The sequence below is a fragment of the Streptomyces sp. cg36 genome (assembly GCF_041080675.1).
Classification (GTDB): domain Bacteria; phylum Actinomycetota; class Actinomycetes; order Streptomycetales; family Streptomycetaceae; genus Streptomyces.
In genome coordinates, this window is sequence record NZ_CP163521.1 from 319437 (window position 1) to 342977 (window position 23541).

Sequence of the window (23541 nt, forward strand, 5' to 3'; positions counted from 1 at the left end):
AGTGCCGCACCACTCGCCAGCCACAGCGACAGGGACACGAAGGGGCCACAGAGATGAGCTCGCTACTGGAAGACAGCGAACTGGCCCACGAGGACAACGTCGTCTGGCTCGAAGACACCACCCGCCTCGACTACGTCCGCCAGGCCCTCGACAAGACCACCCGCCGCCGCGGCAAGCCACGCTACGCCCGTGACGGACGCATGGTCGGTTACACCGAACTCGCCCCCGACGCCGAAGCCGATCCCGACAGCGGCCTCCAGCTCCGCCGGGTCTTCTTCCTGCTCCCGCACGACCGAGACAGCGAACCGGCCGGCCTTTACCAGCAAGGCGCCCCTGGTGAAGCGGTTGACCCCCGCACTATCGAACCTGGCCGCGTCGGCGAGAAAACCTCCCGCTCTCAGCAGGGCACCACGGCAATAGCGGCAACCAGCTCCTGACCGCCCGCCGACGTACAGGCGTCGGATGTACACCAGCCGTGCCCAGCCGCCCATGGACCCAAGGTGCGCAGCCCGGCGCGGTCCGGACTCCACCGCCGTGGCTGAGCCGCCCGCCGGTCTGGAGGCGCGTACACACTGTCCACGTCCTCGCACTACCGCATGCTCGCAATTTTTTGACCTCGTGCCCGCCTTGCGGGGATGCCGGGGACGGGCGGGCTGCACGGCCAGGCCGTGCTCGTCGTCGCCTACAGCGGTCGCTTCCACGGTGATCATCTGGTGCGCGGTACCGAGGCCCGGCGCACGAGTATGGCGTGCAGGTCCCGGGCCGCCCTGGGAACCGCGTGGGCGTGCCGTTGCTGGATCATGACGCGGAGCTCGGTGATGTCATCTGCCAGTGGACGGGAGGTGATGGTGCCACAGCGCTCCAGCGGATCGCCGTGGACGCTGTAATCGGGCAACACGGCGGCGCCGAGCCCCTCCGCGACCATGAGCTTGCCCATCTCGGTGCCGTCAGCCGAGTAGGAATGGGAGGGCGTACGGCCGCTGAGAAGCCGGTGGACGTAGCGGTGCATGACGTAGCCCGATCGCATCGCGATCAGCGGCTGGGCCAGCAGATCGGTGACGGTGACGGTCTCGAGCGACGCCAGGGGGCTGTCCGGACGGATGCAGACGACCGGCCGGCCGCGCAAGAGCTCGATGGTGTGCAGACCAGGTGGAGGCTCGTCGTCGAGCAGATAGCTGACCAGCCCGAGGTCGAACCGTCCATCAGACAGCTGGCGTTGGATGCCGTCCTGGCGGGCCGCGACGACTTCCACCTGGGTGGATGGATGTGCCGTGCGGAACTCACGGATGGCCGGCGCCAGGAGTGTAGCCGTGGCTGCGTGGACTGTCCCCAGCCTGAGCACGCGGCTGACGTTCTGCTGCTCGTCGGCTGCCTGGCGCAGTCGGCTGACCGCGTCCAGCACCTCGGCGATGTGCGGCAGCAGCTCGCGTCCTCCACTGCTGATCTTTGCCCCGAGCCGCGTGCGTTCCAGGAGGTCCACGCCCAGTTCACGTTCCAGATTGCGGAGTGTCTCGCTCAATGCTGGCTGGGACAGGTGCAGTTCCTCCGCGGCGCGACGGAATGACCCCAGCCGTGTCACTGCAGCCAGGTATTCCAATTGTTCTACACGCATGGTGGGCTACCTCCGACGGCCATCATAAACCGGCTGGTGCGACGAGCGAGGAAAGGCAAGGATAGACGGAAGGGTGCCCCTGCCACGAGATCGGGTATTCCGATCACCCGAGCCGGGCCTATTGAACAAGCTCCAGAGGCGGCCGATGATGCGTGCTCCGCGCCACCACCGGCAGAGGTCCGGAAGAAGTCCGGCAGAGAGTTGCCAAGACCCGGAATCAGCCTCATGGACCTGCATCAGCAGACCGCAACCCACCCCCAAGGACCAAAAGGATGCGGGAAGTTGATCAGGAGTGATGGCATCGGCCATTGACCAATCGCGAGCATTTGTCTTGCCCTGGCGCGCATCACCCTGATGCCGCGGCAGGGCTGCCCCGTCGGGTTGCCCTTCGAGAGTGCGCCAGCAAGCCGTCAACGGGAAGATGCTGCTGCTGCGACGCCCGGCCGACCGGCCTGGCCGGCAATAATTCCAAGCGTTGACCTGGGCCGAAATGATTTCCCTGCCTGGTGACAGGAACAACCTTTATCCCTCTGATGGTCGGGGTGGAGAGCATATCGGTTTAGGATGCGCTTCGAAAGTAGTCGGGTGTGTGCGATACGGCCGGAGTATCTGGTGGCGGAAGCGACTTGAGGCCCTGCGCCACATCGATCAGAGCGACTGGTCGAGCAAGAGTGAGGAGCGCGAGTGGGAAATCCTGATGGGGATCTAGGCGTGACGGGCGAGGACAGGTTCATGTACCAGAAAAGCGAAAGTCAAGTGCCGAATTGCCCCAGCTGGGCCGTTGTCTTCGGCGGATTCGAGGTCGTGCCCATCGACTCGCTGCTTCCTGCCGACACCCCCAGGAGCGCCGGAACGGATCCGGAGCATGTGCTGCGCCTCACGGACATGGCCGGGGCAACCCCTCCGATCCTCGTGCAGCGAGCGACCCTGCGTGTCATCGACGGCATGCATCGCCTGCACGCCGCGCGATCACGGGGCGATGAAGAGATTCTGGTTCAATACTTCGAAGGAAGTGACGAACAGTCATTTGTACAGTCCGTACGCGCGAACGTGACGCACGGTCTCCCCTTGACGACAGGGGAGCGGCAGACGGCCGCAGCGAGAATCCTTCGAACCTATCCCGACTGGTCGGACCGGGCGATAGCGGAGGTCGCGGGCATCAGCCCGCCAACCGTTGCGAGCATCCGTCACCGTTCAACTGAAAACTCATGGCAGTTGAACACGAGAGTAGGGCGTGACGGCCGCAGGCGCCCCGTCAGAGGAACACTCAGGCACCAGAAAGCCGTCGAGATAATCCGGGAGCGTCCGCATGCCACGATCAGGGAAATAGCCCGCGAAGCCGGAATCTCGATAGGCACCGCACACAGAATCCGAGTAGGAATCATCAGTCAGGCAAAGACTCGTACAAACACCTCCTCTCGGGGCAGAGAGGTCCAGACCACACAGCAACCCCCTTCCCTCTCGCCGCAGACTCCAGGGAGCGCTGAAGTGATGCAACCCACCACACAAATGCTCGCAGTTCACCGGTTGCTGGAGAGCCTGCGAAAGGATCCCGCGCTGCGGCGGACCGACAAAGGCCGTCAGATCCTTCAGTGGCTCAGCGTCTCCCTCGAGGCGGAACAGCTCAGGCTCTTCGTCGATGCGGTGCCGGCCTACCGACTCGGTGCCCTGGCCCAACTCGCCCACAACTGCTCCCTCACCTGGCAACACCTGGCCAGGGACATAGAACAGCGAGCGCGTAGGTCCCGCACGAACTCCAGCGGGGACCTACGCAATGACTGACACCGCACCATCCCTTTGGCGGTCGACCATCCATCGCTCTGCAGTCGCTCAACCCAAGCAGCCGGACATGAGCAAGGAGATCGTGTCCGGCGCGGTCAGCGACACCCGGAATTTCGTGGAGGTCGTCCCCGCAGCGGAATTCATGCCTCGCCACATCCAACTATGCGGCGTCACATTGATCACACCAAGCCACCTTGCCGGCATCCTGCGTTCCTGCGACGAACAGGACATCCCTCTGATGCTCCGACAGAGGATCCTCATCACGGTACGACGCCTCCGGCCTATATCCTCTGAACACTGCGAATGCATTAGGGAGTAGACGAGATCTCCGCTGCTAGTGAACATCAGCATCCTCTGGACGAATTCAGGCACCCTGAAGTCCCCTTGGACGGATTTCCTGCACCAATCCCCCGAAGAACCACGACACCCCGATCCAAGCATGACCGAACGACTGACCGCCGCGGCATCTTGTCTGCCACCGTACCCAGTTCCACCTCTAGCTGCCCAAACGACGAGGACGACTACGACGGCCATGCTTTGCGCACACTCGTGCAGCAGCTGGTCCACGACGGCGATCAGCGAGCCGCGATGGCGGGCCGACGCATGCGGCGCACCCTGGCAGAGATGGTTCCGGGGCATGAGCGCCAGCCAGTGCTGATCCTGCATCATGTCAAAGAAAATGATGAGCTAGGAGGTGCAGTATGACGGTGAGGCAGTGCATTCGCTGGGGTAATTTGAGCGTCTGTCTAATCATTGCGGCTTTTGTGATTGTGACCTTCGGGCAGGGTTGTCGGACCGTGAGCCTTTTCCAACCTCACGCTGATGCATGGTGAAGGACGACGACGGCATTGACGACGTCGGTGATGCGATTGGTGCTGCAGCGGAGTTTCCGTAGGAGGCGCCAGCCCTTGCGGATGGCCATGGCCTGCTCGCCGAGGCAACGGATCTTGGCGTGGGTGGTGTTGTGGCGGCGCTTCCACTGCTTGAGGCGGCGGCCCCGAAACGGGACCCGGACGGGGTGTCCGGCACCCTGGTACGCCGCCTAGCATTTGAGGCCCGCTGCGGTGAGCGCTTCGATGATTCCGTGCTGTCGGGCGGCGGTCAGGTCGTGGGTGGATCCGGGCAGCGCCGGGGACGTCCACAGGAGTCGGCCGAACGGGTCGGTGAAGACCTGGACGTTCATGCCGTGGCGTTTGTGTTTCCCGGAGTAGTACGGGGTGTCGGCGGCAATGCGGTCGCTGTGCAGCAGGGTGCCGTCGAGGATGACGAACGCCTTCGTCCGGATGGTCTTCATCGCCTCGGTCAGGGCCGGGGCGAGAGCGGCCAGGACCTCGATGGCCTCGCGTATGTAGCGGTACACGGTCGCGATCCCGATGCCGAACCCGGCGGCCAGCTGAGCGTAGGTGTCACCGCACCGCAGGTGGGCCAGGGTCAGCAGGGCATGCCGTGCCGCGGGAAGTCGCCGCCACCGCGTGCCGATCTCCTTCCGTCTGGCAGTCAGCTGCCCGGCCAGGAAAAGCAGGGTGCGGGTGGACAAGTCGATCGAGGACGGGTAGACAAGCACGCGAAGCTCCTGGCGGACACGGGTGATCTTGGTCGAGAACCCGTCTACCAGGAGCTTTATCGTTACGCAGGACCGGCCAACTCGCGGTCAGCACCGCCAGCTTGAAAACAGCTCACTGACACACCTCACGGCCGCCGTCAGAAGGTGTGCTCGATGGCGAAGCGTCTCAGGTAGGTCTGCCAGAGGCGGTCGGTGTCTGCAGGGGTGGCGTCGGTTTCTGACCACCACCGCCAGGCCGGCTTGGGGGTTGCTCCGCTGGGCAGGTGGTCGATGTCCAGGCGGATCACCGTCCCCTCGATGACGGGGAGGGCACCGTCGGCTGCGGCCCAGGAGGAACGGTGGGTGAGCCTGGGGTGGAGGCGGTCCCAGGAGCGTGCGGTGGCGGTGCCATAGAGACGTGTGTCGGTGATGGTTTCGGTGTCGGGTGTGCCTCAGGTGGCGGGCTGTCCGAAGACGAACTCGCCTCCGTGCCGGGGTGGGCGGCCCATGGTGTGTGGCTGGCGGTGCGGGACGGATCTGCGCAGGACGCGGTCCGAGCGCATCCGGGCCAGGACCTGGACGGGCAGGTCCTTGAGGACGTAGGCGAGTCGGGGTGCGCGTCGTAGCCGGCGTCCGCGACGATGAGGACGTCGGGTCGCCCGGGTGCCACTGTCCGGCGGCGATGAGTCGCTGAAGCAGATCACGCAGCTGGCGGGCAGTGACGGTGGCGGTATCGTCCCCTGGGGTCAGACGCCGTGCGTCCAGGGGTGCGGTCCACGAACTGCGGCCGGGCTCGAGCGCGCAGACGATCGAGTAGGGCCAGCCGGGGACGGGGATGTGCTGGTCCTTGCCCCGTCCGTAGGTGTGGCACAGGATCCGTTGCGGTGAGGTGTGTGCGTCGGGCCGCAGACAGCAGGTCACATCAACCGCCAGGACCAGCCGGCCGCCGGCAGCGCGTGGGAGTGGCACTGCGGCCAGGGCCTGCCGCAGCCGGCTGGCGTCGATGCGTCCACGGGCCACCGCGGCATACAGCCCGCCGTGGCCCCGGCGGTGTTCACCCACCAGTGACAGCTCGGCCGACGACCTCACCGGCCCGTCGCCGCACAGAATGGCATCGGCCAGCTCGAACAACGCGTTTGAACGTGCGGTGAGGCAGGAGTAGAACTCGCCCCGGAAGCATGACAGTTGTGCCAACGGCTCTCGCCGGGCGTTGCGATGCAGCAGACTCACCCTCACGGCCTTCGTGCTGGACATGTGTGTTCCTTGGTCGGAGCACATGTTCAGACGAAGGCCGCTTTAGCGTACGCCGGATGCCGAACCGAGTGAGCAAGTTCGAGGCACCATTCGACCCCGGCTGATAAAGGTCAAGCGAGATGACGCAGGCCGCGGTGAGCGGGTGCCGGGGCGTCGTTGGACGGTGCGTCTGGATGCCGCCGGCCGGGGCAGTGCGGCGGTACGCGTCTCGTGCAGCCGTCCCACGTGTGCCGAGCAGCGCCTGCCGTCCGCGGCCGCCATCGCGCACCTCAAGACTCACTTGCGCACCGCCCCCGCTCCCAGGCCCGGGGCGTATTGCGCATGCAAGTTGGAGGGCGGCCACACCCACCTTCGGGACACCGGCAGGCACGCGCGTGCCGAACCCTGGCGGTGCGGCGGCCCGGTCGTCCTGGCCGTGCTCACGGACCGGGAGGGCGCTGGTAGCAAGCCATGGAGTGCTGCGCGAGGTGCGCGGCCGCCAACCCCGGCGTCAAGACCGCAGACCACCAGATGCCCGGCCCTCACAGCCACGGGAACCGACACGAGCGGGCCGCAGTTCTCCGACCACCAGGTCGCTGCCGGCACAGCATTTACTTCGTATCGAGTTGGCCGCTTAGCTCCGTGACGAGATGGTAGCCCCCCGCAAGATCGATGTCAGTCCGCTCCCTGAGCAGCTTGATCGCAGAGTCGCGATGGCCGCTGTTGAGTAGGGCACTCAACTCAGCGACCAGGGGGGCATCAATTTGCCGTAGTGCATCCAACGCCTGGCCATAGCTAGTGGGCAATGCGTGTCCCTGAATCAGCAGGTCCATTGCCACTGGGGCCGTGGCCAGGCTGAGGCCCGAGTCCTTGCGCAGTCGACGGATGGCCTTGATGAAGCGTCCTTCAGCAGCCAGCTCCTTCCCCTCGTTCTGGGCTTCTTGCGCGATAGGCGTGATCAGTGCGGTCGTGTGGGCTTTGGTGTTCGTCATAGGGCTCCAGTCCACCTCTTACGTGCAGTTCGTCTTAATTCCGTCGATCCCGAGTACCTCCGAGGCTAGGCTACCGAGTACGGGGCCCAGTTCATTGAGTTTTTCCTCGCCCTTGGAGATGCGGATGAGGAGGAAGGCAGCTTCCCTTGCGGAACCGGCCTTCCCAATAAATGCCTTCAGCTTGAGGATCTTCGCGGCGGGGACCAGGCCGCTGGCGAGGGCGGCCGTTATGGAAGCTGCGCACTTAGCTGCCTGCGACCAGTCGATGCGCGGCTTCGCACCAGTAGGGTGCGACTCAAGGTAGGCTTGGACTGCAGCGTCCCCTTGATCGGCGACGCTTTCGGGCATCTCGTCTATTGCCTTCAGCGTGGCGAGAAGCTTCTTCCCGTCAGCTGAGTTCAACTCTTCCGCAGCGGACATGTGCTTGTTGGCGGCCACAACCGCCGGACCTGCCGAGGCGCCTCGATCGACGGCCACCGCAGCTTGGTTTAGAACAGTGCTGATGATCGCGGCTGCGGTCATCGCAGCCGTGGCAGCGGTCAGTCTTCTCAACTTCAAGGTTTTCCCCTCTTTGGTCTTGCGACCAGATGGTCGCCGCAATGCACTCGATCAGCGAGTCGGAGATCGTGCCGACGAGGTCGACCGCTTGCTGGGCTGCGGCGATCCCCTTCTCGTCATTGATGTCAATAAGGTCGGAACTGATAGGGGAAGAGATTTTGCTTACGTGTGACTCGTGAGTTCCGAGACGGAGCACGGCACTCGTTACTCCCCTCACCCGACCTGCGGATACCGTCGCCCGTATTCCTTTTTCGTGCGTGCGGTCGGCAGCGGCCGACCGCTGTCCCGGATATGGCGTGCCGCACGAAGCTCCTCTTGATTCCCATTTCAGGCGCGAATCGGCAGCACGGCATCTCAGCCCCAACTGCACCGACGTCTCACTCCTGTGCTGTGCTCGAACTCTACTGAACGTTTCGGAATAGATCGATTAGGAATTCTCAATACTCCGATAAGGTTCCCCTTCCACCCCCTCGGCGCCTTAGAGATCATCTCATTTGGTGAGTCTGCGGTAGCAGATGAGTGTGCAGGCAATGCTGGTGAAAGCGAGGAAGTGGATTGCTTTGCGCTCGTAGCGGCGGTGCAGGCGGCGGCATCCGGCAAGCCAGGACATCGTGCGTTCGATGGTCCAGCGGTGGCGCCCGAGTCGTTCGGAGGATTCGATGCCTTTGCGGGCGATGCGGGGTGTGATGTGCCGGGAGCGGAGCCATTGCCGCAGGTGGCGGTTGTCGTAGGCCTTGTCAGCGTGGAGCTTGGCGGGACGGCGTCGACGCGGCCCGCGGCGGGACCGGATGGGCGGTATGCCGCGCACGAGCGGCTCAAGTGCCTGGCTGTCGTGAAGATTCGCGCCGGAGACGCCGATGGAAAGGGGCAGGCCCGTCCGATCGGTGATCAAGTGGATCTTCGAGCCGTACTTGCCCCGATCCACAGGATTCGGGCCCGTCAGGTCCCCTTTTTCAAAGCCCGCATGTTCACCGAGTCGATCGCACACCGCGACCAGTCCAGCTCGCCACAGGCGCCGAGTTCGTCGAGCACCAGGCGGTGCAGCTTCGCCCACACCCGCAGCCGGCTCCACTCCATGAACCGACGGTGGGCCGTCGCCCCGGAAGGCCCGAACACCGGCGGGACCTGCGACCACGTACACCCCGTCGTCGCCACGAAGATGATCGACGCCAGCACCTCACGGTCCCCGTACCGACGCCGGCCACCACCCTGCGGACGCGTCGGCGCCTCCGGCACCACCCGCTGGAACAACTCCCACAACCCGTCCGGCACCAACCGCTCAACCATCAACACACCTACAGGCTACCGGATTCTCCAAATGAGATGATCTCTAATACTGCAACGGTCTTTTCTGTGACGGGTGGGTAGGTCGGTCGTTGGTGTGGTTATGGGTGGGGACGACGTTGTTGATGTCAGGTTGTGGGCCGGGGAACTGAGTGCGGTGCACGGGCGGTTCGTGCACCGGTTCAATCGGGAAGAGCCGCGGCAGTCGGCGCTTGCCTATATGCGGGGGCTGATTGCTCCGCTGGAGCGGAAGAACGGCTGGACACTCGCGGAGGAAGCCGGTCACGCGAGTCCTGATCGCATCCATCGACTGCTGAATCGGATTGAATGGGACGCTGACGAGGTCCTGGACGATGTGCGCGACTACGTGGTTTCCCACCTCGGGGACCGGGATGCGGTCCTGATCATCGATGACACCGGCTTCCTCAAGAAGGGCACCCGCTCCGCCGGCGTCCAGCGGCAGTACTCCGGCACCGCCGGACGCACCGAGAACAGCCAGATCGGCGTGTTCCTCGCCTACGCCACCCACCGCGGGCGCACGTTGATCGACCGGCGTCTGTATCTGCCCACGTCATGGACCGACGATCGGGAAAGATGTCGGCAGGCCGGCATCGACGACACTGTCGCCTTCGAGACCAAAGTGGCCATGGCCAGGGCGATGGTCCGCAGGGCGATCGCGGACAGGATCCCGTTCGGATGGGTGACGGCGGATGCCGCCTACGGCTACAGCAAGGGCTGGCGCTTCGAGCTGGAACAGGCCGATGTCTTCCATGTGATGGCCACCACCCGGCACGACACCGTCGTCACCCGCTGGTCCATCGACCACCCCGTCCACGACCTGTTCCCCGGCCTGCCGCGGCAGGCATGGAAACGCCGCTCCTGCGGCCAGGGCGCCCACGGCCCACGGGTCTATGACTGGGCCCGCGTCGAGGTCCGGCCATGGCACCGCGAAGACCGCCGGCACTGGGTGATCGCCCGCCGCAGCGTCCGACGGCCCGAAGAGATCTCCTATTACATCGCCTACTGCCCCGCCGAAACCACGCTCGACAAGCTGATCTCGGTTGCGGGCAGCCGGTGGGCCGTGGAGGAGTGCTTCCAGAGCGCGAAGCAGGAGTGCGGCCTGGACGACTACCAGGTCCGCCGCTACCCCGGCTGGCACCGCCACATGACCCTGGCCATGGCCGCCCACGCCGCCCTGACCGTCGTGCGCGCCCGCGCACTCGACACGGAGAAAGCAGAAACGGATCCTCCGGACTCATCCACCTCAGCCTCGCCGAGATCAGACGCCTGACCCACCGCCTCACCCACCGCCGGCCCGCATCCGTCGAGCACATCCTGCACTGGTCCCACTGGCGCCGGAAAAGGCAGTACCAGGCCCGCCTCAGCCACTACAAACGACGCGGCCACACACCACCAGAAACTGCCCACCCGTCACAGAAAAGACCGTTGCAGTACTAACTCCTCGCCGCGCTCACGCCCACCGCTCTCGGCCAGCTCCTCAGCCACCAACGCTCCTTGACTACATAGGGTGTTGCCCAAGGCGCACATCTTGCATGACGGCCCGCAGGAGCCACGGCGAAATCGCAAAAGATTCCAATAAGGCACATACAGCCGAAGCCGCGAGAAGCAGTCGACCGCTTCATCAGTGGTACGAGCCCCTACCCGCACGGTCAATGTGGCGACCCCTGGCGCCTCATGGCGGACACACGGACCGACGACGCGGCGGTGTCCACGGATCTGTGACCGTGCTGGCTCCATACGCCGCGTGCTGTTCGTCGCCCGCCGCCCGGCGAGGAACATCGTGCCCGATCCGGTCTCGGCCTCTGGGCGGCTACGACCATCCAGGTCGTGCGAATGGAACCAGCCGGACCACAAGCCCTCCGCGGCCGTCGTAAGAGCGGGGAGCGCGGGGCCAGGCGGAGAGGGGGGTGGTGGTGCGGCAACGGCGGCAGATGGATGACGGGGGATCGCCGTGGCCACCGGCTACCTGCGTGAACCAGACATCGACCTGCCTATGCCCGGCCCCGACTTCGCCCATCAAATCCGCGCACTCCTCGAGACGGCAGCCCACCGGCCAGCCGTCCCCAGACCCCTTCCCGCCCGCCCTGCGGAAGAGGCGACCGTACCGCCCGCCGGGCCCGGCTTCCACTGCCACGGCTGCTGGAAGGCCCAGCAGGCCCGGCTGGATGAGGAGAAAGCGAAGGCCGAGGCGAAAGAGCGGGCCAGCGAGCGCATCGGCCCCGCGCTGGTCGCCGCCGCCTGGGGGCCGAGGGCAGCTGCTGCTCCTCCAGCAGCAGCTCGGGAACGTCCGACAAAGGCGTCACCTACTCCGGCAATGTGCTGCTCGGCCGCCGGCCTGGCCCGCCGGAGCGGCGACCGCAGGATCGAACGCCTCGCCACCCAGCACCTCGCCCGCCACCAGGCCGACGCCGGCCACTGGCACCAAGGCCTCACCACCACCGACCGGGCCCTGGAGTTCGACTACCGGCCCGGTGCCACCGACATCCCCCACATCCTGCTGCTCATCATCAAGGGCGAAGCACTCGTGGGCCTCGGCCACCACACCGACGGCGCCACCCAACTCGACCTCGCCGCCCGCGAGGCGGAGGCCGCCGGCTACGACGACGGCACGGTCCGCGCCCTCGCCGCCCTCCTGCGCGCGGCACCGGACCCCGACATCCAGGCACGGTACGACACGGCACTCGCACGACTCACCACCCGGGCCTGACCACAGCCGCACCCACACCAGCGGGGTGGTGGATAGGAACGTGTCATCGGCCCCGGCACAGCACCGGACCGCCGATGGCGTGCAGGCCGTCGGCAGTGCGGGCTTGCGTGACCCCGGTGGACAAAGATCGTTGGCGGGGCATGACCAACACTGCCAGGCGTGTACTCGCCTCCCTTGCTCTTGCCGGGGCGCTTCTCGCCTTCTCCGGAACGGTCCATGCTGACACCGCCGCCAACGGGGGTGCCAATCAGCCGCGGTCGGGCGACTCCTTGCGTTCCGTGCGCGTGGCCATTCCGGAGCGTGCGTTTCGCACGTTGAGTCTGATCGACGCCGGCGAGTGGCCGCCGAACGATGCTTCAGGTACCAAGGGGGGTGCCACCTTGCCGAATCGCAACGGAGCATTGCCCCGCACCCATGGTGATGGCAGCCCGATTCACTACCGGCAGTGGGACGTCAACCGCAAGGAGCCCGGCCAGGCCCGGGATTCGGAGCGCATCGTCACCGGCGACGACGGCAGCGCCTGGTACAGCGCTGACCTGTTCCGTACATTCCAGCGCATGCGCTGAGCGTGCGGGGAAGAACTCAGCGCGAGTGAGAGGGCGCTGGGGGCTCTTCCGGCTTCAATGAGACGAACCCACGGCCACCAAGGCGGGCCGGCAGTACGCGCTCCGATCGACGGCACGGTGACAACAGACAGCAGCCGGGCCGGATCTCTCCCGCTCGCCCGTCGGCCAGTCCCCGCGTCCGGCCCGCCGCGCCGGACGGGCACGGCCAGGAGCGGGAGCGGGAGCCCGGGCCGGGGTGTGAGGGTTGCCGGGGGTGTGGGGTGAGAGCGCCTCGTTCCTGTGTTGTAGGCCGCAGGGGTGAATCCGCCGTACAGCCTGGTCTGTGGTGCATCCAGGAAGGCGCGTGGGCGGGAAGTCTGCCCGCGCCGGAACTTCCGGCTCTGCAAGGAGAGGACATTCCATGCGACTTCGTAACGCGCTCGTCGCGTCGGCCAGCGCCCTGCTGCTGGGTCTGACGTTCGCCAACCCGGCCCAGGCGGCCTCGGGCGATTTTCTCTACACCTACATCGGCACCGGCGGGATCAGGGTGAACGGCCAGCTGGCCGACCCCGAAAGCGGGGTGTGCATCGACATCCCCGAGACGGTCGGCAACGACTTCCCCGCGCTCGCCCCGAGGAACCTCACCACCTCCACCGCGACCGTCTTCCTCGACGCCAACTGTGACGGTGACGTCTACTACGTGATGCCCCCCGGCAAGAAGCTCGGTGACCGCCTCCGGTTCCGCTCCGTCCTCTTCAGCTGACCCACCACCGCCGGGGCGGAACAACAACTCCCGCCCCGCGGCCACCCGGCCACCCCGCCCGGGTGTGCATGAGCAGCACAACGACCGGATGATCCAAAAGAAGCGGTAAACGCCCCGGCCCCCGGTCCGGCCCGCCCCCAGGGTGGTCCCATCCCGGACATGGGGCCCGCGGGGCGCGACCCCTGCCCGGCCGCACGCCCCGTGAAGCGGAGACGGCCGGGCGGGGGCACATTGCCGTGCAGGCCGCACCCGTCCCGCCCCGACAGATCGACAGCTGCGGCACGGGAGCCTGCAGTCATCACCGAGAACCGTGTACACGGCCTCGGTACCGTCTCGCCGTTGACCGGGCGGGGTGGACGCGGGTCCGGCTCGCAGCCAGGCTGCCCGTGCCGCCTGTTCGTCGCCGGTGCGGGCGAGGAGCTGGTGGAGGTCGGCGCGGTCGGCGCGGGTTTGGCGGCTTGTCCAGGTCCACGCCGAGCAGCAGCCCGTCCTGTTCCCACGCGGCGGGGGCCTTGAGGTCGCCGTGGCGAGCCTGATAGGCGGTGGCGGCCTGCATGACCCGCTCCAGATCGAAGCTCACCGGATCGGAGACAACGGTGTTCTTGAGCCAGTCCACCACCGCCCGCGACGAGCGCTGACGGGTTAGACGCGGCATCCCGGCCAGCTCCCGCGCTCGCTCCGCACGAGCCTCCCGCTCCTCTTGGCTGGACAGCGCGAGATACCCGCTCCGGCTGCTCGGCCCCGCCGCCGCGGGGCCGCCGTCGGGCTCGTAGGACTGTACGACGCGCAGCATGTTGACCACCGGGTCCCGGTCTGCAGTGCGCACGTCCTTGTCACCGGCGGGGCCTTCCAGATGGAGGGCGGGGGTGCTGGAACAGGCACCGCAGCCGTGTTGACTCGGGTGCGGCCCAGGGGCATCAGAAGGGGACGGCGAGACGGCGTGAAGAGCAGTCCGGAGTACGTGGTCGACACCGCGAACGGCGACCGGGGTGGGGGCGACGGCTGGGTGCGAGCGACGGCTGGGTCTTGACCGTGACAGCGTCGGCGTCGGCGTCGGCGTGGTGCGGGGACGGGCGTGGTCGGGTCCACCGGGGTGTGACCGCGGCGGCGGCTTCCTGGAGGCGTGGTTCCGGTGCGCGGAGGCCGACGCCGCGGTCGTTGAGTGCTGGTACCCGGGAATCGGTGCATGACCCGCACCGCGCCCGTGCTGATTTCTCAGGTGCCTGTGCGGATATGCGTGTGGGGGCTGCCCATCCTGACAGGATGGGCAGCCCCCACACGGTGATGATGTGCGGTTGGTGTCTACCAGCGATACCAGCGTGCACTTCCGCCCTTGGGACGGGCGATGAACCCGAGCAGCCAGACAACGATCACGATGACGGCGATCCACCACAGCGCCTTGAGTGCGAATCCCGCACCGAAGAGGAGCAGTGCCAGCAGAAGAACGAGAAGCAGGGGAACCATAGTTATCAACCTCCGGGCCACCGGATGCCCTGGTGCTGTGGTTCTACACCGTGCAGACGCGGCTGTTTATAAGATTCTTGACCGGGAAACTTCTTGGTTCCCTCCGCCGACGGGGTGAGTCGTGTGGCCGGTGCCGGGCTGGTGTCCGGCGTCTTGAAAAAAAGTGTGCCGGTTGCTGTTTGCGACGTGGCGCGGGGGACATCCGTGCTGTGAGCGGGATTTTCTTTCGTATTGCGTGAGGAGTTGAGTGCTGTGGCTGGCGATGAGAAGGCCAAGGCGAAGGTCGAGCAGGCCAAGGGCAAGGTCAAGGAGACGGTCGGCCGGGCGGTCGGCAACGAGCGTTTGGAGGCCGAGGGACGGGCGGAGCAGGCCAAGGGCGATGCCCGTGGCGCGAAGGAGAAGGTCAAGGACGTCTTCAAGGGCTGACCTGGACCGTATCTCTGGTGCTTTTCGGTGGTGGGGGTCACAACCCGTGGGTTTTACCCCCACCACCAGGTCTGCCACGGAGTCTTCGGTGCAGTCGGCTGGCGAGCTCTTCCGTATCATTTCGGCGTGGCGGAGCGGGATTCGTGTAGGGGGCGTCAGCCGATTTTCCCCATGTCTGTGAGGCGGGCCCTTCGACCGTGGGCCCGCCTCACAGGTTTGATGTTCCCGGTTCAGGCTGTAGTTCAGGCCGTATTGGCGAGCATGCTACTGCGGAGCTTGGTGAGGATCCGGTAAAGGAGGCGGGAGACCTGCATCTGGGAAATGCCGAGCTCGGCACCGATCTGAGCCTGAGTGAGTTCGTATCCGAAGCGCATACTGACAATGCGCCTTTCACGCTCGTCGAGCTGGTCGATGAGGGGTGCTAGTGACCTGAGTCAGAGATTCGTCGGCAGTATGTGGCGACTTTGTCGAGGATGTCGTCGGCGGTCTTCGTCCAGATGAAGGGGCGTGGGTTGTCGTTCCAGTCGGTGAGCCAGTTGCGGATGTCTCGTTCCAGTGCCTGGACGGAGCGGTGGATACCGCGTTTGAGTTTCTTCTGCGTGAGTTCGGCGAACCACCGCTCCACGAGGTTCAGCCAGGATGGGGTCTGTACCGTCAACGGTGGATCTTCGAACAGGAAGTAACACCTGATGACAAACGTGATCGTCTCGGCTGAGGCCGTCGAGGAAGTGAAGCCCGCCGGGGCACGGGACACCCTGGACGACCAGCTGATCAGCCAGCTGGTGGACCGGGCGAAGGCCGACGGGATCAAACTGACCGGCCAGGGCGGGCTGCTGCAGCAGCTGACGAAGAAGATCCTCGAGTCCGCCCTCGAAGGCGAGATCACCGACCACCTCGGCCACGACAAGCATGAGAAGACGACCAGCGGCAACACTCGCAACGGCACCCGGTCCAAGACTGTCCTCACGGAGGTCGGACCGGTCGCCATCGACGTCCCGCGCGACCGGGAGGGCAGCTTCGAGTCGAAGATCGTGAAGAAGCGGCAGCGCCGGCTGACCGGCGTCGACGAGATGGTGCTCTCGCTTTCACGTCCACCTTGCTGATGTCGATCCCCGCACAGCGTTCGTGGATCACTTCCATCGCCCCGGCACCCCCTTCCGTGATCGGCCGCGAGCACGCGACCGCCCGGCAGGGGTCCGGCAGGCCAAAGACTCTGATTCACGTGCTCGAAGCAACACATCCGGGTGCCTGTCATGGACCCCCAGCGTCCTACTGACCCGCGGGCTCGGAACGCACCAAGAAGACTCGACGTCCGCCGGACGGCCACACACCGATTTTCACGCCCACAGGGTGTCGCCGTCAGGCGCACCGGATTACTGACCCGTCACCGCGGCGGGGCGCGGCGGTCGCCGGGCGGCTTGCTCCGGGCTGTGGTGTCGCACGGGAGCAGGGGTACGCATCTTCACTGGTTCGGACGCGAGAGCGCCCACGTCTGCCGTGACTTGCTCAGCACAGAGGCTTGAGCGTTTCGGAGCGAACGTTTCACTCGTAGACGGTGGCGGTCTGAAGCGCTCGCGCCAGGAAGGTCCAGTCCCCGCCGTCCGGGAGTTCCTTGCCGAAGTTCTGGTACCAGCCCGGCGAGGCGCGGATCCATGCCGCCAGAGCAAGGGGAAGTGTGTTGCCGAGGGCGGCCTGACGGCAGCATCGATGCGGAGTCCGGCTCACGTCACCCCGCGTATGCATACGGCATCACAGAAAATCCATAACTTTGCTAACTCTTGATGTCCCGTATGTGTCATACATCTAGTTTGAGTGCCTGTCAAAGTGATCTAATGATGCAGAAGTTGCGCGAGCAACCGCTGCGTTCGGCCGGGGGGATCTGGCCTGGAGCGGGTCTCGTCAACACACGGCGCCCGCGGGGGCGTGAGCGTACACGGGTGTTCCAGGGGGTTCATCGATGGAGACTGCCACTCGCCGCGTGCGTGGCCAACTATGGCCGCACGCGGCCCACTTGTTTGACGGTCAGCGGTAGCTGCATCCACTCCCCTGTCCTTCCCGGCGTCCGTAGATCTACTGATCCTCCGGTGGATGTCATGCCGTCGGCCGGGCTTCCTTGGCCTCGGTCTGTCGTATGGGCAGGTGATGGGCGACTTTCCATGGATCGACTGGAGTGAAATGTGCAAAGCGGCCTGTGGTGCGCCCTGGGTGCGCGAGGACACCGCATCCCCCTCCAGTTCCCCGTCATGTCGACCACCCTTGGCCGTCTCGGGGGCCTGACCGGCCCGGCCACCGGATCGCCGTAGCCACCGCCGCTGCCGCTGCCGTACGCGAGCGGACCCCGACCTCGACATCCTTGCCCGGTCCTGGCCCCCGTCTCAGGGTTTCATGGGCTTGTCGGTTGGTCTTCTGCTCCGCATGGCGCGCCTCACGGATCCCTCCAGCGGGGGCACTGCGCGGCTGACGCGGCACAACAACACATAGCCCTTGGAAGGCAATCCGGGGGCCTGGGCCGCCTACACATACGGAACTGGCCTGGCAGCACTCCGGTGAGACACCGCCGACGCCTGTGCTGTCTGTACTCGTCCTGCGGTGGCCTCCCACTCATGACTTCCGGTACACACCGGGCGCCACGCCCCATGCGTACCGGTAGCTGCCCGCCGACTGTGTGCGGGTGGTGGACATTCACTAGGAGAACCGATGAGACTCAGTAAGAGGGCAAGGGTGCCGGTGACCGCGGTCACCGCTGCCGCCCTCCTGACCGGGCTGCTGCCCGGCATCTCGATAGCGGCGTGGGCTGACGCAGCCATGGCTAAGCCGCCTGTTCCGCCATCGGCGCCTGGCCAGGTGCAGGATCCAGGCAAGAAGCTCGGGAAGGACTGGCAGTCCAGTCCGGACCGTGCCGTGACCGCCGCCGCCGACCGGGACGGCTTGCGCATTCTCGTCGCGGACAGCAGCAAGGCGTACACCTGGAAGACGGTTGCCGTGCTGTCCGAGCCGGGGATGCCTGCGGACTCGTGGATCGGCAACCAGTGCCAGATGGACCGCGGGCACGCCGCTGTCGTCTATGCGCCGCGCAGTTTCACGAACAAGCCGGACCTGATGCAGGGCGGCGCGTTCACCGCGATCGTCGATCTGGAGTCGGGGCGGGTGGCGAAGCTGCCGTTCACCGCGTCGCTGGCCTACTTCGATCCGTCCTGCAATACCGCCACCCACACGGCCGCGTTCACCGCCTTCCGGGACATGAACGATCCGGCGAGCACGAAGACGCGCGTCGTCACCGTCGGCACCAGCGGCAAAACCCTCGGTTCGGCCGCGGCGAAGGGTGAGCTCACCAGCGCCGTTCCGGTCAAGGACGGCACAGTCGCGGCCCTCGGCAAGCACCTGGTGCACCTGGACCGCTCCGGCAAGGTGAAATCGCTCGCGGACGCGGACAGTACGCCCTTCGATATCCGGGCCGCCGCTGACGGCAGGGTCGCCTTCGTCGACCGCAAGAACACCTCCACCGTCCACGCCAAGCTCTTCACAGGCAAGGGAAAGCCGGCCTCGATCGCCACGGGCAAGCTCGGCGACCTCGACCTGATGCAGGGGGACGCCGGCAAGGTATTCCTCACCGGGCACCCCGCCACCGCCCCGTCAGCCCGGGGCACCGGGGTCACCCCGATCAATGCCCCGGCTGACACGGACATTTCCTCCCACGGCCGCCTTGCCGTCGACCCGGTCCTCACCCCCGGCATCCGCGCTGGTCTGAAGCACGTCAAGGACGCGAGCAAGGGCTTCTCCCAGGTCAATCCCGCGCAGGAACGGTCAGCGGCACCTACCGCGCCGGCCGCCTCGGCCGACGAGCCGGTCACCATCACCAGTACGGCCACCGCCACCGGGGCGAAGCTCGCCCAGAGCGTGCAGCAGGACACCACGGATGGCTCCGCGATCGGTCTCTCCCCTGCTCTCAAGGCAGCCGCCCCCGCGGGACCCAAGGCGCTGCGCGGCGTTGCAGCTGCATCGAACGACCCCACCGATCCAGACCGCTGGTGTTCGGTCTCCCGCAACGACGTGAACGTGCAGGCACTGCAGCCGACCGCGAACCAGGTCGAGTGGGCGGTCGACATGGCGGTCCGGGGCAACCTGCGGGGCAACTACCTGCGTCAGGGCGGATACCGCGACCAAGCCGGTCTGGGGACCGTCGACCCGCAGGGTCTGTTCCCGCCGCCGACGCTGAACGGCGGAGGCCGCATCCCCGCCAATGTGCTGCTCGGGATCATGGCGCAGGAGTCCAACCTGTGGCAGGCCGAGTCCGGTGCGATTCCCGGCCAGATGGGCAACCCCCTCGCCGCCGTGGACGGCTACTACGGCCACAAGGCCGTCGCCGGTAACCCCGATGCCTCCTGGCAGATCCACTGGGACAAGTCCGACTGCGGCTACGGCGTCGGGCAGGTCACCGACGGCATGCGCCTGGCCGGGCACGAGAAAACGGGCGAGACCAGCCTCTCCCCGGCGCTGCAGAAGCTCGTCGCCATCGACTACGCCACCAATGTCGCCGCCTCGATGAAGATCCTCGCGAGCAAGTGGAACGAGGTCCACACCGACGGGCAGAAGATCACCGTCAACAATGACGACCCGGCCATGGTGGAGAACTGGTTCACCGCCGTGTGGAACTACAACCTCGGCTTCAACCCGCCATCCGACGCCGCCGCGCACGGCGGCCACTGGGGTCTGGGCTGGTACAACAACCCGGCCAACCCGCTCTACAAGAAGAGCTGGGGCCACCCGTTCATGGACACCACCGTCGACGGAACCGAGGCCAACCGGGATGCCGCCCACCCGCAGGACTGGCCGTACGAGGAGAAGGTGATGGGCTGGGCCGCCTGGTCCATCGACACCGGCTTCTCCTACGGCACCGACGGCCGCCAGGACTGGAAGGGCGAATCCGGCTTCTCCTCGGCCGGCTTCCGGCCCGCCTGGTGGGACGTCAACTCCTCCCGCAGCCTCGTCTCACCACCCCTGGGCGTCTTCTGCAACAGCGCCAACAACTGCGACCCGGACACGCCGCCCGACTGCAAGGACGAGGCCTGCTACGCCCAGTTCTGGTGGAACCAGCCCAACGCCACCTGGAAGCAGGCTTGTGCCAGTCAGTGCGGCCACGAGAACATCAAGTACCAGACACTGATCTCTGAACCGGGCCGCGGCACCCGCCTGAAGAACGGAACCCCGGTCTGCACCGGAGCCCCGGCCGGCGCTCTGGTGGTGGCCTCTGTCCCCGACGGGACCCCGACCTGGGGCGACTGCGGCAAGGCCAGCTCGGCGGGCGGCTTCGAGTTCACCTTCACCCCCGGCGCGGAAGGCCGCTTCGAGGCCAAGGCGGACCTGCACCAGATCGGTGGCGGCTACGGCGGCCACTTCTGGTACGCCCACGACCGCAACGTCGCCCACCTCGGCGGCAACGGCGGCGTCATGAGCATCGACGGCGCCTGGAAACTCGGCAAGCCGGTCGACAAGGGTCAGGCCAAGGTCTACGCCCACATCCCCGACACCGGAGCCCAGACAAAGGAAGCGATCTACCAGATCGTCACCCGCTTCGGCACGGTGACCAAGACGGTGGACCAGGGCGCCAACGCGGGCAAGTGGGTCGACCTCGGCGCCTACCGCTTCAACGACCAGCAGCCCGAGGTGAGGCTGTCCAACTCCAACAGCAGCGGAACCGCGGACAAGGACATCGCCTGGGGCGCGGTCGCCTTCGTCCCCGGCAACTATTCCGGCCTGCCCGAGATCCACATCCCTGCTGAAAACCCCAACGCCCCGGATATCGATTTCGTGGCAAGGCAGACGGCGAAGGAGGCGGCGCCCGCGGGAGTTGCCGCCCAGAAGCTCGCAGCAGGTCCGACACATGCTTCTCCGTGCCGGGCAGGTGCTGACGGCGTCACCCTGTGCGCCGAGTACAAACCGCTGAGTTCCACGATGCAGAAGACGGCCCCGCCGCTCGCGGCCGCGCCTACTCCCTCGAAGCCCAGGGCCGCCGCAGCAGGCGGCACAGGCCCTGTCGGCTGGTGCAAGAATGTGAACGGCAGCGCCATGCTGACCCGGACAGAGGGCTGTCTGCGCGGTATGGTCCCCCTGACGGCCACCCGCGATGGCGTTCCCGTCGGCAACGCGGTCATGCAGATCATCCAGGAGATCAACCTCAATCCCAAGTCGTCTCAGTTCACCACGTGGACCGAGATATCGCTGATCAACATGACGGGGATCAGCTCCACGAGTCTCACGTCGTTCGACGAGAACTGCTGGCCGACGTCGGGATGCGCCGAGACCGAGGGGCCCTGGACGGGGAGCACCACCTGGACTGCAGGTGATACCCATGTGGCCACCCGCACCAATACCTATACGTGGAACAAGATCGCTGGCGGCGATCAGATCCTCAACCTCGACTGGACCACCGCCTGGTCGACGCCGCAATCCGCGGTCAAGGCGGTGCCAAAGTGGAGCAACAGCGGGTTCGACCTGCGCTGTGACAACAAGGTAGCCGGCAACACCGGCTGCGTCTTCTACAAGTACACGCCGACTCTGCAGCTGAACACGAAAAAGTACCCTGCCGCAGCCGCGTACTACTGGGTGATCATGGAGAAGCTGGCCTCCCACCCGGGGAGCGAGAGGTACAACAAGCCGCTCCACCGCCTCGCCGACGACAGCAAGGCCAAGGGCAACAGGGATGTGATGTGTGATCTGGCTGTAGCGGAATGGAAGCCGCATCCGGACGCGACGGGAACGAGCTGCGACGAATATCCCTTCGCGAAGTCCCGTGAAAGCGGCGGGCAGTCGCTGCCCTCAGGTAAATACTGCGTGCAGTTGTATGACGACAAGAACACAGGACTGCTGGAGCTAGACAGTAACTATCCGTATCCCACCTGGAATGAGGTCTGCGGCCGGGCCGCAGTTCCGACAATCCAGAACACCTCCGCAGGCGGTGATCTCGGGCGGTTCACATCAGACATCCGGCTTCTGGACAACGATCCGTACTACGTCCAGACAGGATTCGAGTACTGTGACATCAAGTCAGTCTGCAACATCAGCTAGCCGCTAGGCCCCCATGGCATCGGCCCTCCAGGTAGGTTACTGGAGGGCCGATCTCTTTTGCGGGTCAGCTGACGACCCATTCCAGCATGCGCTCCTCATGAATAGAGGGGCGACAGCCCACAGTGGGAAGAGGCGACATGCCTTCCACTGCCCTACAGATATCGTCCATCATCAGGCCCATGCCCGGCCAGAGCCACACATACTCAGGAGAACCGAAAGAGATCTCTCCGACCTCTCCGTAATGTTCGATCCGGTGGTCCACGAACAGCAGATCGCCACTCAATTTCTGGGCGAAGGGAACCCACTGCCGATGGGCAGTACGCCCCACCACCTCTTCCTCGTATCCCTCCTCCTCGGCGTCCTCTGCCATTTCGGCGAGGTTCTGCTGCCACTCCAGGATCCCCTCCGTGCCCAGGAGGCTGTAACCGAGGACGAACCCGCCGGCTTCCATGCTCGACCGGCGCGGCGTGACACCGTTGTGCATCGAGAGCAGCGCCTTGAGATCGCCGGTGAGCTGAAACCCAATGCCGACTTCTAGCGTGAGGATATCTGCATCGGACGCGCCTGGTCGCAGCACGGCGTGCTCTTCCGGGGCGTTGCACGTAAGCCAATCATCGAACCTCTTCCAAAGGTGTTCGAAGTGAAACGGTCCATCAGAGGCAGACTGATCCATTCGGTCCTCCACGCTGCTCCGTACCAGTGGACGATTATGTCAAGCGATGTCATTGTTCCACTCGTGCTGTCCCCCTTCTGTCCGGGGCGGGAGCAGGCTGTTACTGGGCGAGGCGGGAACATGGTCCCATTGCAGTACTACGGGGCGGAATCTTCCGTTTGCACCAGAATCCGACCAGCGGTCGGCCGCACGCCGTGCGGCATGGCCGGCCGTCCTGCAGTTGCTGGCAGCTTCGGCGGCGGGGCCGTGGTCAGCGCAGAAGCCGACCAGGAGGGACTGAGCCCGGATCCACCTCGTCACGGTGGTCTTATCGCCGTTCGCGCGGGCGCGGAAGTGAAAACCTCACACGGGACGCACCGCCGCGCTGGTGACATCGTTGGTCTCTGCCACGTGGTGCTGGATGTCAGCCAGAGCCAGTGGGCGCCGCGCTCGAACCACGGCACCAGTCCTACGCGGCCATCCCCCGCAGAGAATCTCGGCTCAGTGTACGGCTGGCTGCCACTCCAGGGACGTGGGCCGTCGAACCGTGCCCCATCCCCAAGCCGGCTATACGGGACAGGCCCCGGGCCGCGCTGCGCGGGCACGCGGTCTGTTCGCAGCCCCCGAAGCAGACCCGACCGCACGGATGGCACCGCGCCAAGCCGGATGCCCGAGAACCGTCCGCGCCAGAGGAACGGCCGTACCAGGGGCCAGGGGGCGGGACGGCTCTGTGCTTAACACCGCGCACTCCATCGCCCGTTCGCACTGCAGCACGAGTCATCGGCAGCCAGCTGCGGCCGATGCCGACACCGGGGATGCTTGCCGGATCACGAAGGATCGGTGCACGGCTCGCGCATCCCACCCGTTCGGTGCCCGCTAAGATCACCGCAGTCA

The 23541-nt window shown here is 65.9% G+C and carries 17 protein-coding genes and 5 pseudogenes; 10 read left to right on the forward strand and 12 right to left on the reverse strand.

What is annotated here, in order from left to right; genetic code table 11:
* Positions 1 to 53: 53 nt before the first annotated feature.
* On the forward strand, positions 54 to 437 hold the full coding sequence (locus tag AB5J87_RS39470; protein ID WP_369384150.1) for a DUF6009 family protein: 384 nt from the start codon (positions 54 to 56) through the stop codon (positions 435 to 437).
* A gap of 269 nt (positions 438 to 706) precedes the next feature.
* Here the strand turns inward: AB5J87_RS39470 and AB5J87_RS39475 are convergent, their stop codons facing one another.
* Positions 707 to 1612: a LysR family transcriptional regulator gene (locus AB5J87_RS39475; protein ID WP_369384151.1), complete on the reverse strand. Its 906-nt coding sequence runs from the start codon at positions 1610 to 1612 to the stop codon at positions 707 to 709.
* Positions 1613 to 2323: 711 nt separating this feature from the next.
* On the opposite strand from AB5J87_RS39475, the gene AB5J87_RS39480 reads away from it, so the two are divergent.
* Entirely contained in the window at positions 2324 to 3394 is a 1071-nt protein-coding gene (locus AB5J87_RS39480; RefSeq protein ID WP_369384152.1) for a hypothetical protein, read from the forward strand.
* A gap of 814 nt (positions 3395 to 4208) precedes the next feature.
* Here the strand turns inward: AB5J87_RS39480 and AB5J87_RS39485 are convergent.
* The 4 genes and pseudogenes from AB5J87_RS39485 to AB5J87_RS39500 form a co-directional block, all read right to left on the reverse strand.
* A pseudogene (locus tag AB5J87_RS39485) lies at positions 4209 to 4958 on the reverse strand (transposase family protein).
* A 143-nt stretch (positions 4959 to 5101) separates the two neighbouring features.
* Positions 5102 to 6167, reverse strand: a pseudogene (locus tag AB5J87_RS39490) (transposase); the annotation flags it as partial.
* A gap of 614 nt (positions 6168 to 6781) precedes the next feature.
* Positions 6782 to 7162: a hypothetical protein gene (locus AB5J87_RS39495; RefSeq protein ID WP_369384153.1), complete on the reverse strand. Its 381-nt coding sequence runs from the start codon at positions 7160 to 7162 to the stop codon at positions 6782 to 6784.
* Between the two features lie 18 nt (positions 7163 to 7180).
* Positions 7181 to 7600 carry a hypothetical protein gene (locus AB5J87_RS39500; protein ID WP_369384155.1) on the reverse strand — a complete coding sequence of 140 codons (420 nt, stop codon included), beginning with the start codon at positions 7598 to 7600 and terminating at the stop codon, positions 7181 to 7183.
* Between the two features lie 58 nt (positions 7601 to 7658).
* On the opposite strand from AB5J87_RS39500, the gene AB5J87_RS39505 reads away from it, so the two are divergent.
* Complete coding sequence (locus AB5J87_RS39505; protein ID WP_369384156.1) at positions 7659 to 7892, forward strand: hypothetical protein; 234 nt, start codon at positions 7659 to 7661, stop codon at positions 7890 to 7892.
* Between the two features lie 318 nt (positions 7893 to 8210).
* Here the strand turns inward: AB5J87_RS39505 and AB5J87_RS39510 are convergent.
* A protein-coding gene (locus AB5J87_RS39510; RefSeq protein WP_369384199.1) for an IS5 family transposase occupies positions 8211 to 9007 on the reverse strand; the annotation gives its coding sequence in 2 pieces (ribosomal slippage) (positions 8211 to 8671 and positions 8671 to 9007; 798 coding nt in all).
* Between the two features lie 100 nt (positions 9008 to 9107).
* On the opposite strand from AB5J87_RS39510, the gene AB5J87_RS39515 reads away from it, so the two are divergent.
* The 4 genes from AB5J87_RS39515 (at position 9108) to AB5J87_RS39530 (ending at position 13040) form a co-directional block, all read left to right on the forward strand.
* On the forward strand, positions 9108 to 10295 hold the full coding sequence (locus AB5J87_RS39515; protein WP_369384157.1) for an IS701 family transposase: 1188 nt from the start codon (positions 9108 to 9110) through the stop codon (positions 10293 to 10295).
* 681 nt (positions 10296 to 10976) lie between these two features.
* Entirely contained in the window at positions 10977 to 11732 is a 756-nt protein-coding gene (locus AB5J87_RS39520) for a hypothetical protein (protein ID WP_369384158.1), read from the forward strand.
* Positions 11733 to 11872: 140 nt separating this feature from the next.
* Positions 11873 to 12298, forward strand: coding sequence for a ribonuclease domain-containing protein (locus AB5J87_RS39525; protein ID WP_369384159.1), 426 nt, complete (start codon positions 11873 to 11875; stop codon positions 12296 to 12298).
* Between the two features lie 400 nt (positions 12299 to 12698).
* Positions 12699 to 13040, forward strand: coding sequence for a hypothetical protein (locus AB5J87_RS39530; RefSeq protein ID WP_369384160.1), 342 nt, complete (start codon positions 12699 to 12701; stop codon positions 13038 to 13040).
* A 298-nt stretch (positions 13041 to 13338) separates the two neighbouring features.
* On the opposite strand, the gene AB5J87_RS39535 is transcribed toward AB5J87_RS39530, so the two are convergent.
* The gene (locus AB5J87_RS39535) at positions 13339 to 13866 is read right to left on the reverse strand and encodes a hypothetical protein (RefSeq protein WP_369384162.1); all 528 of its coding nucleotides are present in this window, start codon (positions 13864 to 13866) and stop codon (positions 13339 to 13341) included.
* Between the two features lie 476 nt (positions 13867 to 14342).
* Complete coding sequence (locus AB5J87_RS39540; protein WP_369384163.1) at positions 14343 to 14504, reverse strand: hydrophobic protein; 162 nt, start codon at positions 14502 to 14504, stop codon at positions 14343 to 14345.
* A gap of 252 nt (positions 14505 to 14756) precedes the next feature.
* On the opposite strand from AB5J87_RS39540, the gene AB5J87_RS39545 reads away from it, so the two are divergent.
* Complete coding sequence (locus tag AB5J87_RS39545) at positions 14757 to 14930, forward strand: CsbD family protein (RefSeq protein WP_369384164.1); 174 nt, start codon at positions 14757 to 14759, stop codon at positions 14928 to 14930.
* A gap of 242 nt (positions 14931 to 15172) precedes the next feature.
* Here AB5J87_RS39545 and AB5J87_RS39550 read toward each other — a convergent pair.
* Positions 15173 to 15358, reverse strand: a pseudogene (locus AB5J87_RS39550) (sigma-70 family RNA polymerase sigma factor); the annotation flags it as partial.
* Positions 15352 to 15576, reverse strand: a pseudogene (locus AB5J87_RS39555) (IS630 family transposase); the annotation flags it as partial. The pseudogenes AB5J87_RS39555 and AB5J87_RS39550, both read right to left, overlap by 7 nt.
* 43 nt (positions 15577 to 15619) lie before the next feature.
* Between AB5J87_RS39555 and AB5J87_RS39560 the strand changes: the two are divergent.
* Positions 15620 to 16015 (forward strand): annotated as a pseudogene (locus AB5J87_RS39560) (transposase); the annotation flags it as partial.
* 457 nt (positions 16016 to 16472) lie between these two features.
* Here AB5J87_RS39560 and AB5J87_RS39565 read toward each other — a convergent pair.
* The gene (locus AB5J87_RS39565; RefSeq protein ID WP_369384165.1) at positions 16473 to 16655 is read right to left on the reverse strand and encodes a hypothetical protein; all 183 of its coding nucleotides are present in this window, start codon (positions 16653 to 16655) and stop codon (positions 16473 to 16475) included.
* Between the two features lie 1002 nt (positions 16656 to 17657).
* Here AB5J87_RS39565 and AB5J87_RS39570 point away from each other — a divergent pair.
* Complete coding sequence (locus AB5J87_RS39570; protein WP_369384166.1) at positions 17658 to 21995, forward strand: Tat pathway signal protein; 4338 nt, start codon at positions 17658 to 17660, stop codon at positions 21993 to 21995.
* A 64-nt stretch (positions 21996 to 22059) separates the two neighbouring features.
* Here the strand turns inward: AB5J87_RS39570 and AB5J87_RS39575 are convergent, their stop codons facing one another.
* Complete coding sequence (locus tag AB5J87_RS39575) at positions 22060 to 22668, reverse strand: SMI1/KNR4 family protein (RefSeq protein WP_369384167.1); 609 nt, start codon at positions 22666 to 22668, stop codon at positions 22060 to 22062.
* Positions 22669 to 23541 lie beyond the last annotated feature (873 nt).

Coding starts and splice junctions, on each gene's coding strand:
- AB5J87_RS39470 (WP_369384150.1), top strand. CDS start 54: ATGAGCTCGCTACTGGAAGACAGCGAACTGGCCCACGAGGACAACGTC.
- AB5J87_RS39475 (WP_369384151.1), bottom strand. CDS start 1,612: ATGCGTGTAGAACAATTGGAATACCTGGCTGCAGTGACACGGCTGGGG.
- AB5J87_RS39495 (WP_369384153.1), bottom strand. CDS start 7,162: ATGACGAACACCAAAGCCCACACGACCGCACTGATCACGCCTATCGCG.
- AB5J87_RS39515 (WP_369384157.1), top strand. CDS start 9,108: ATGGGTGGGGACGACGTTGTTGATGTCAGGTTGTGGGCCGGGGAACTG.
- AB5J87_RS39525 (WP_369384159.1), top strand. CDS start 11,873: ATGACCAACACTGCCAGGCGTGTACTCGCCTCCCTTGCTCTTGCCGGG.
- AB5J87_RS39530 (WP_369384160.1), top strand. CDS start 12,699: ATGCGACTTCGTAACGCGCTCGTCGCGTCGGCCAGCGCCCTGCTGCTG.
- AB5J87_RS39540 (WP_369384163.1), bottom strand. CDS start 14,504: ATGGTTCCCCTGCTTCTCGTTCTTCTGCTGGCACTGCTCCTCTTCGGT.
- AB5J87_RS39575 (WP_369384167.1), bottom strand. CDS start 22,668: ATGGATCAGTCTGCCTCTGATGGACCGTTTCACTTCGAACACCTTTGG.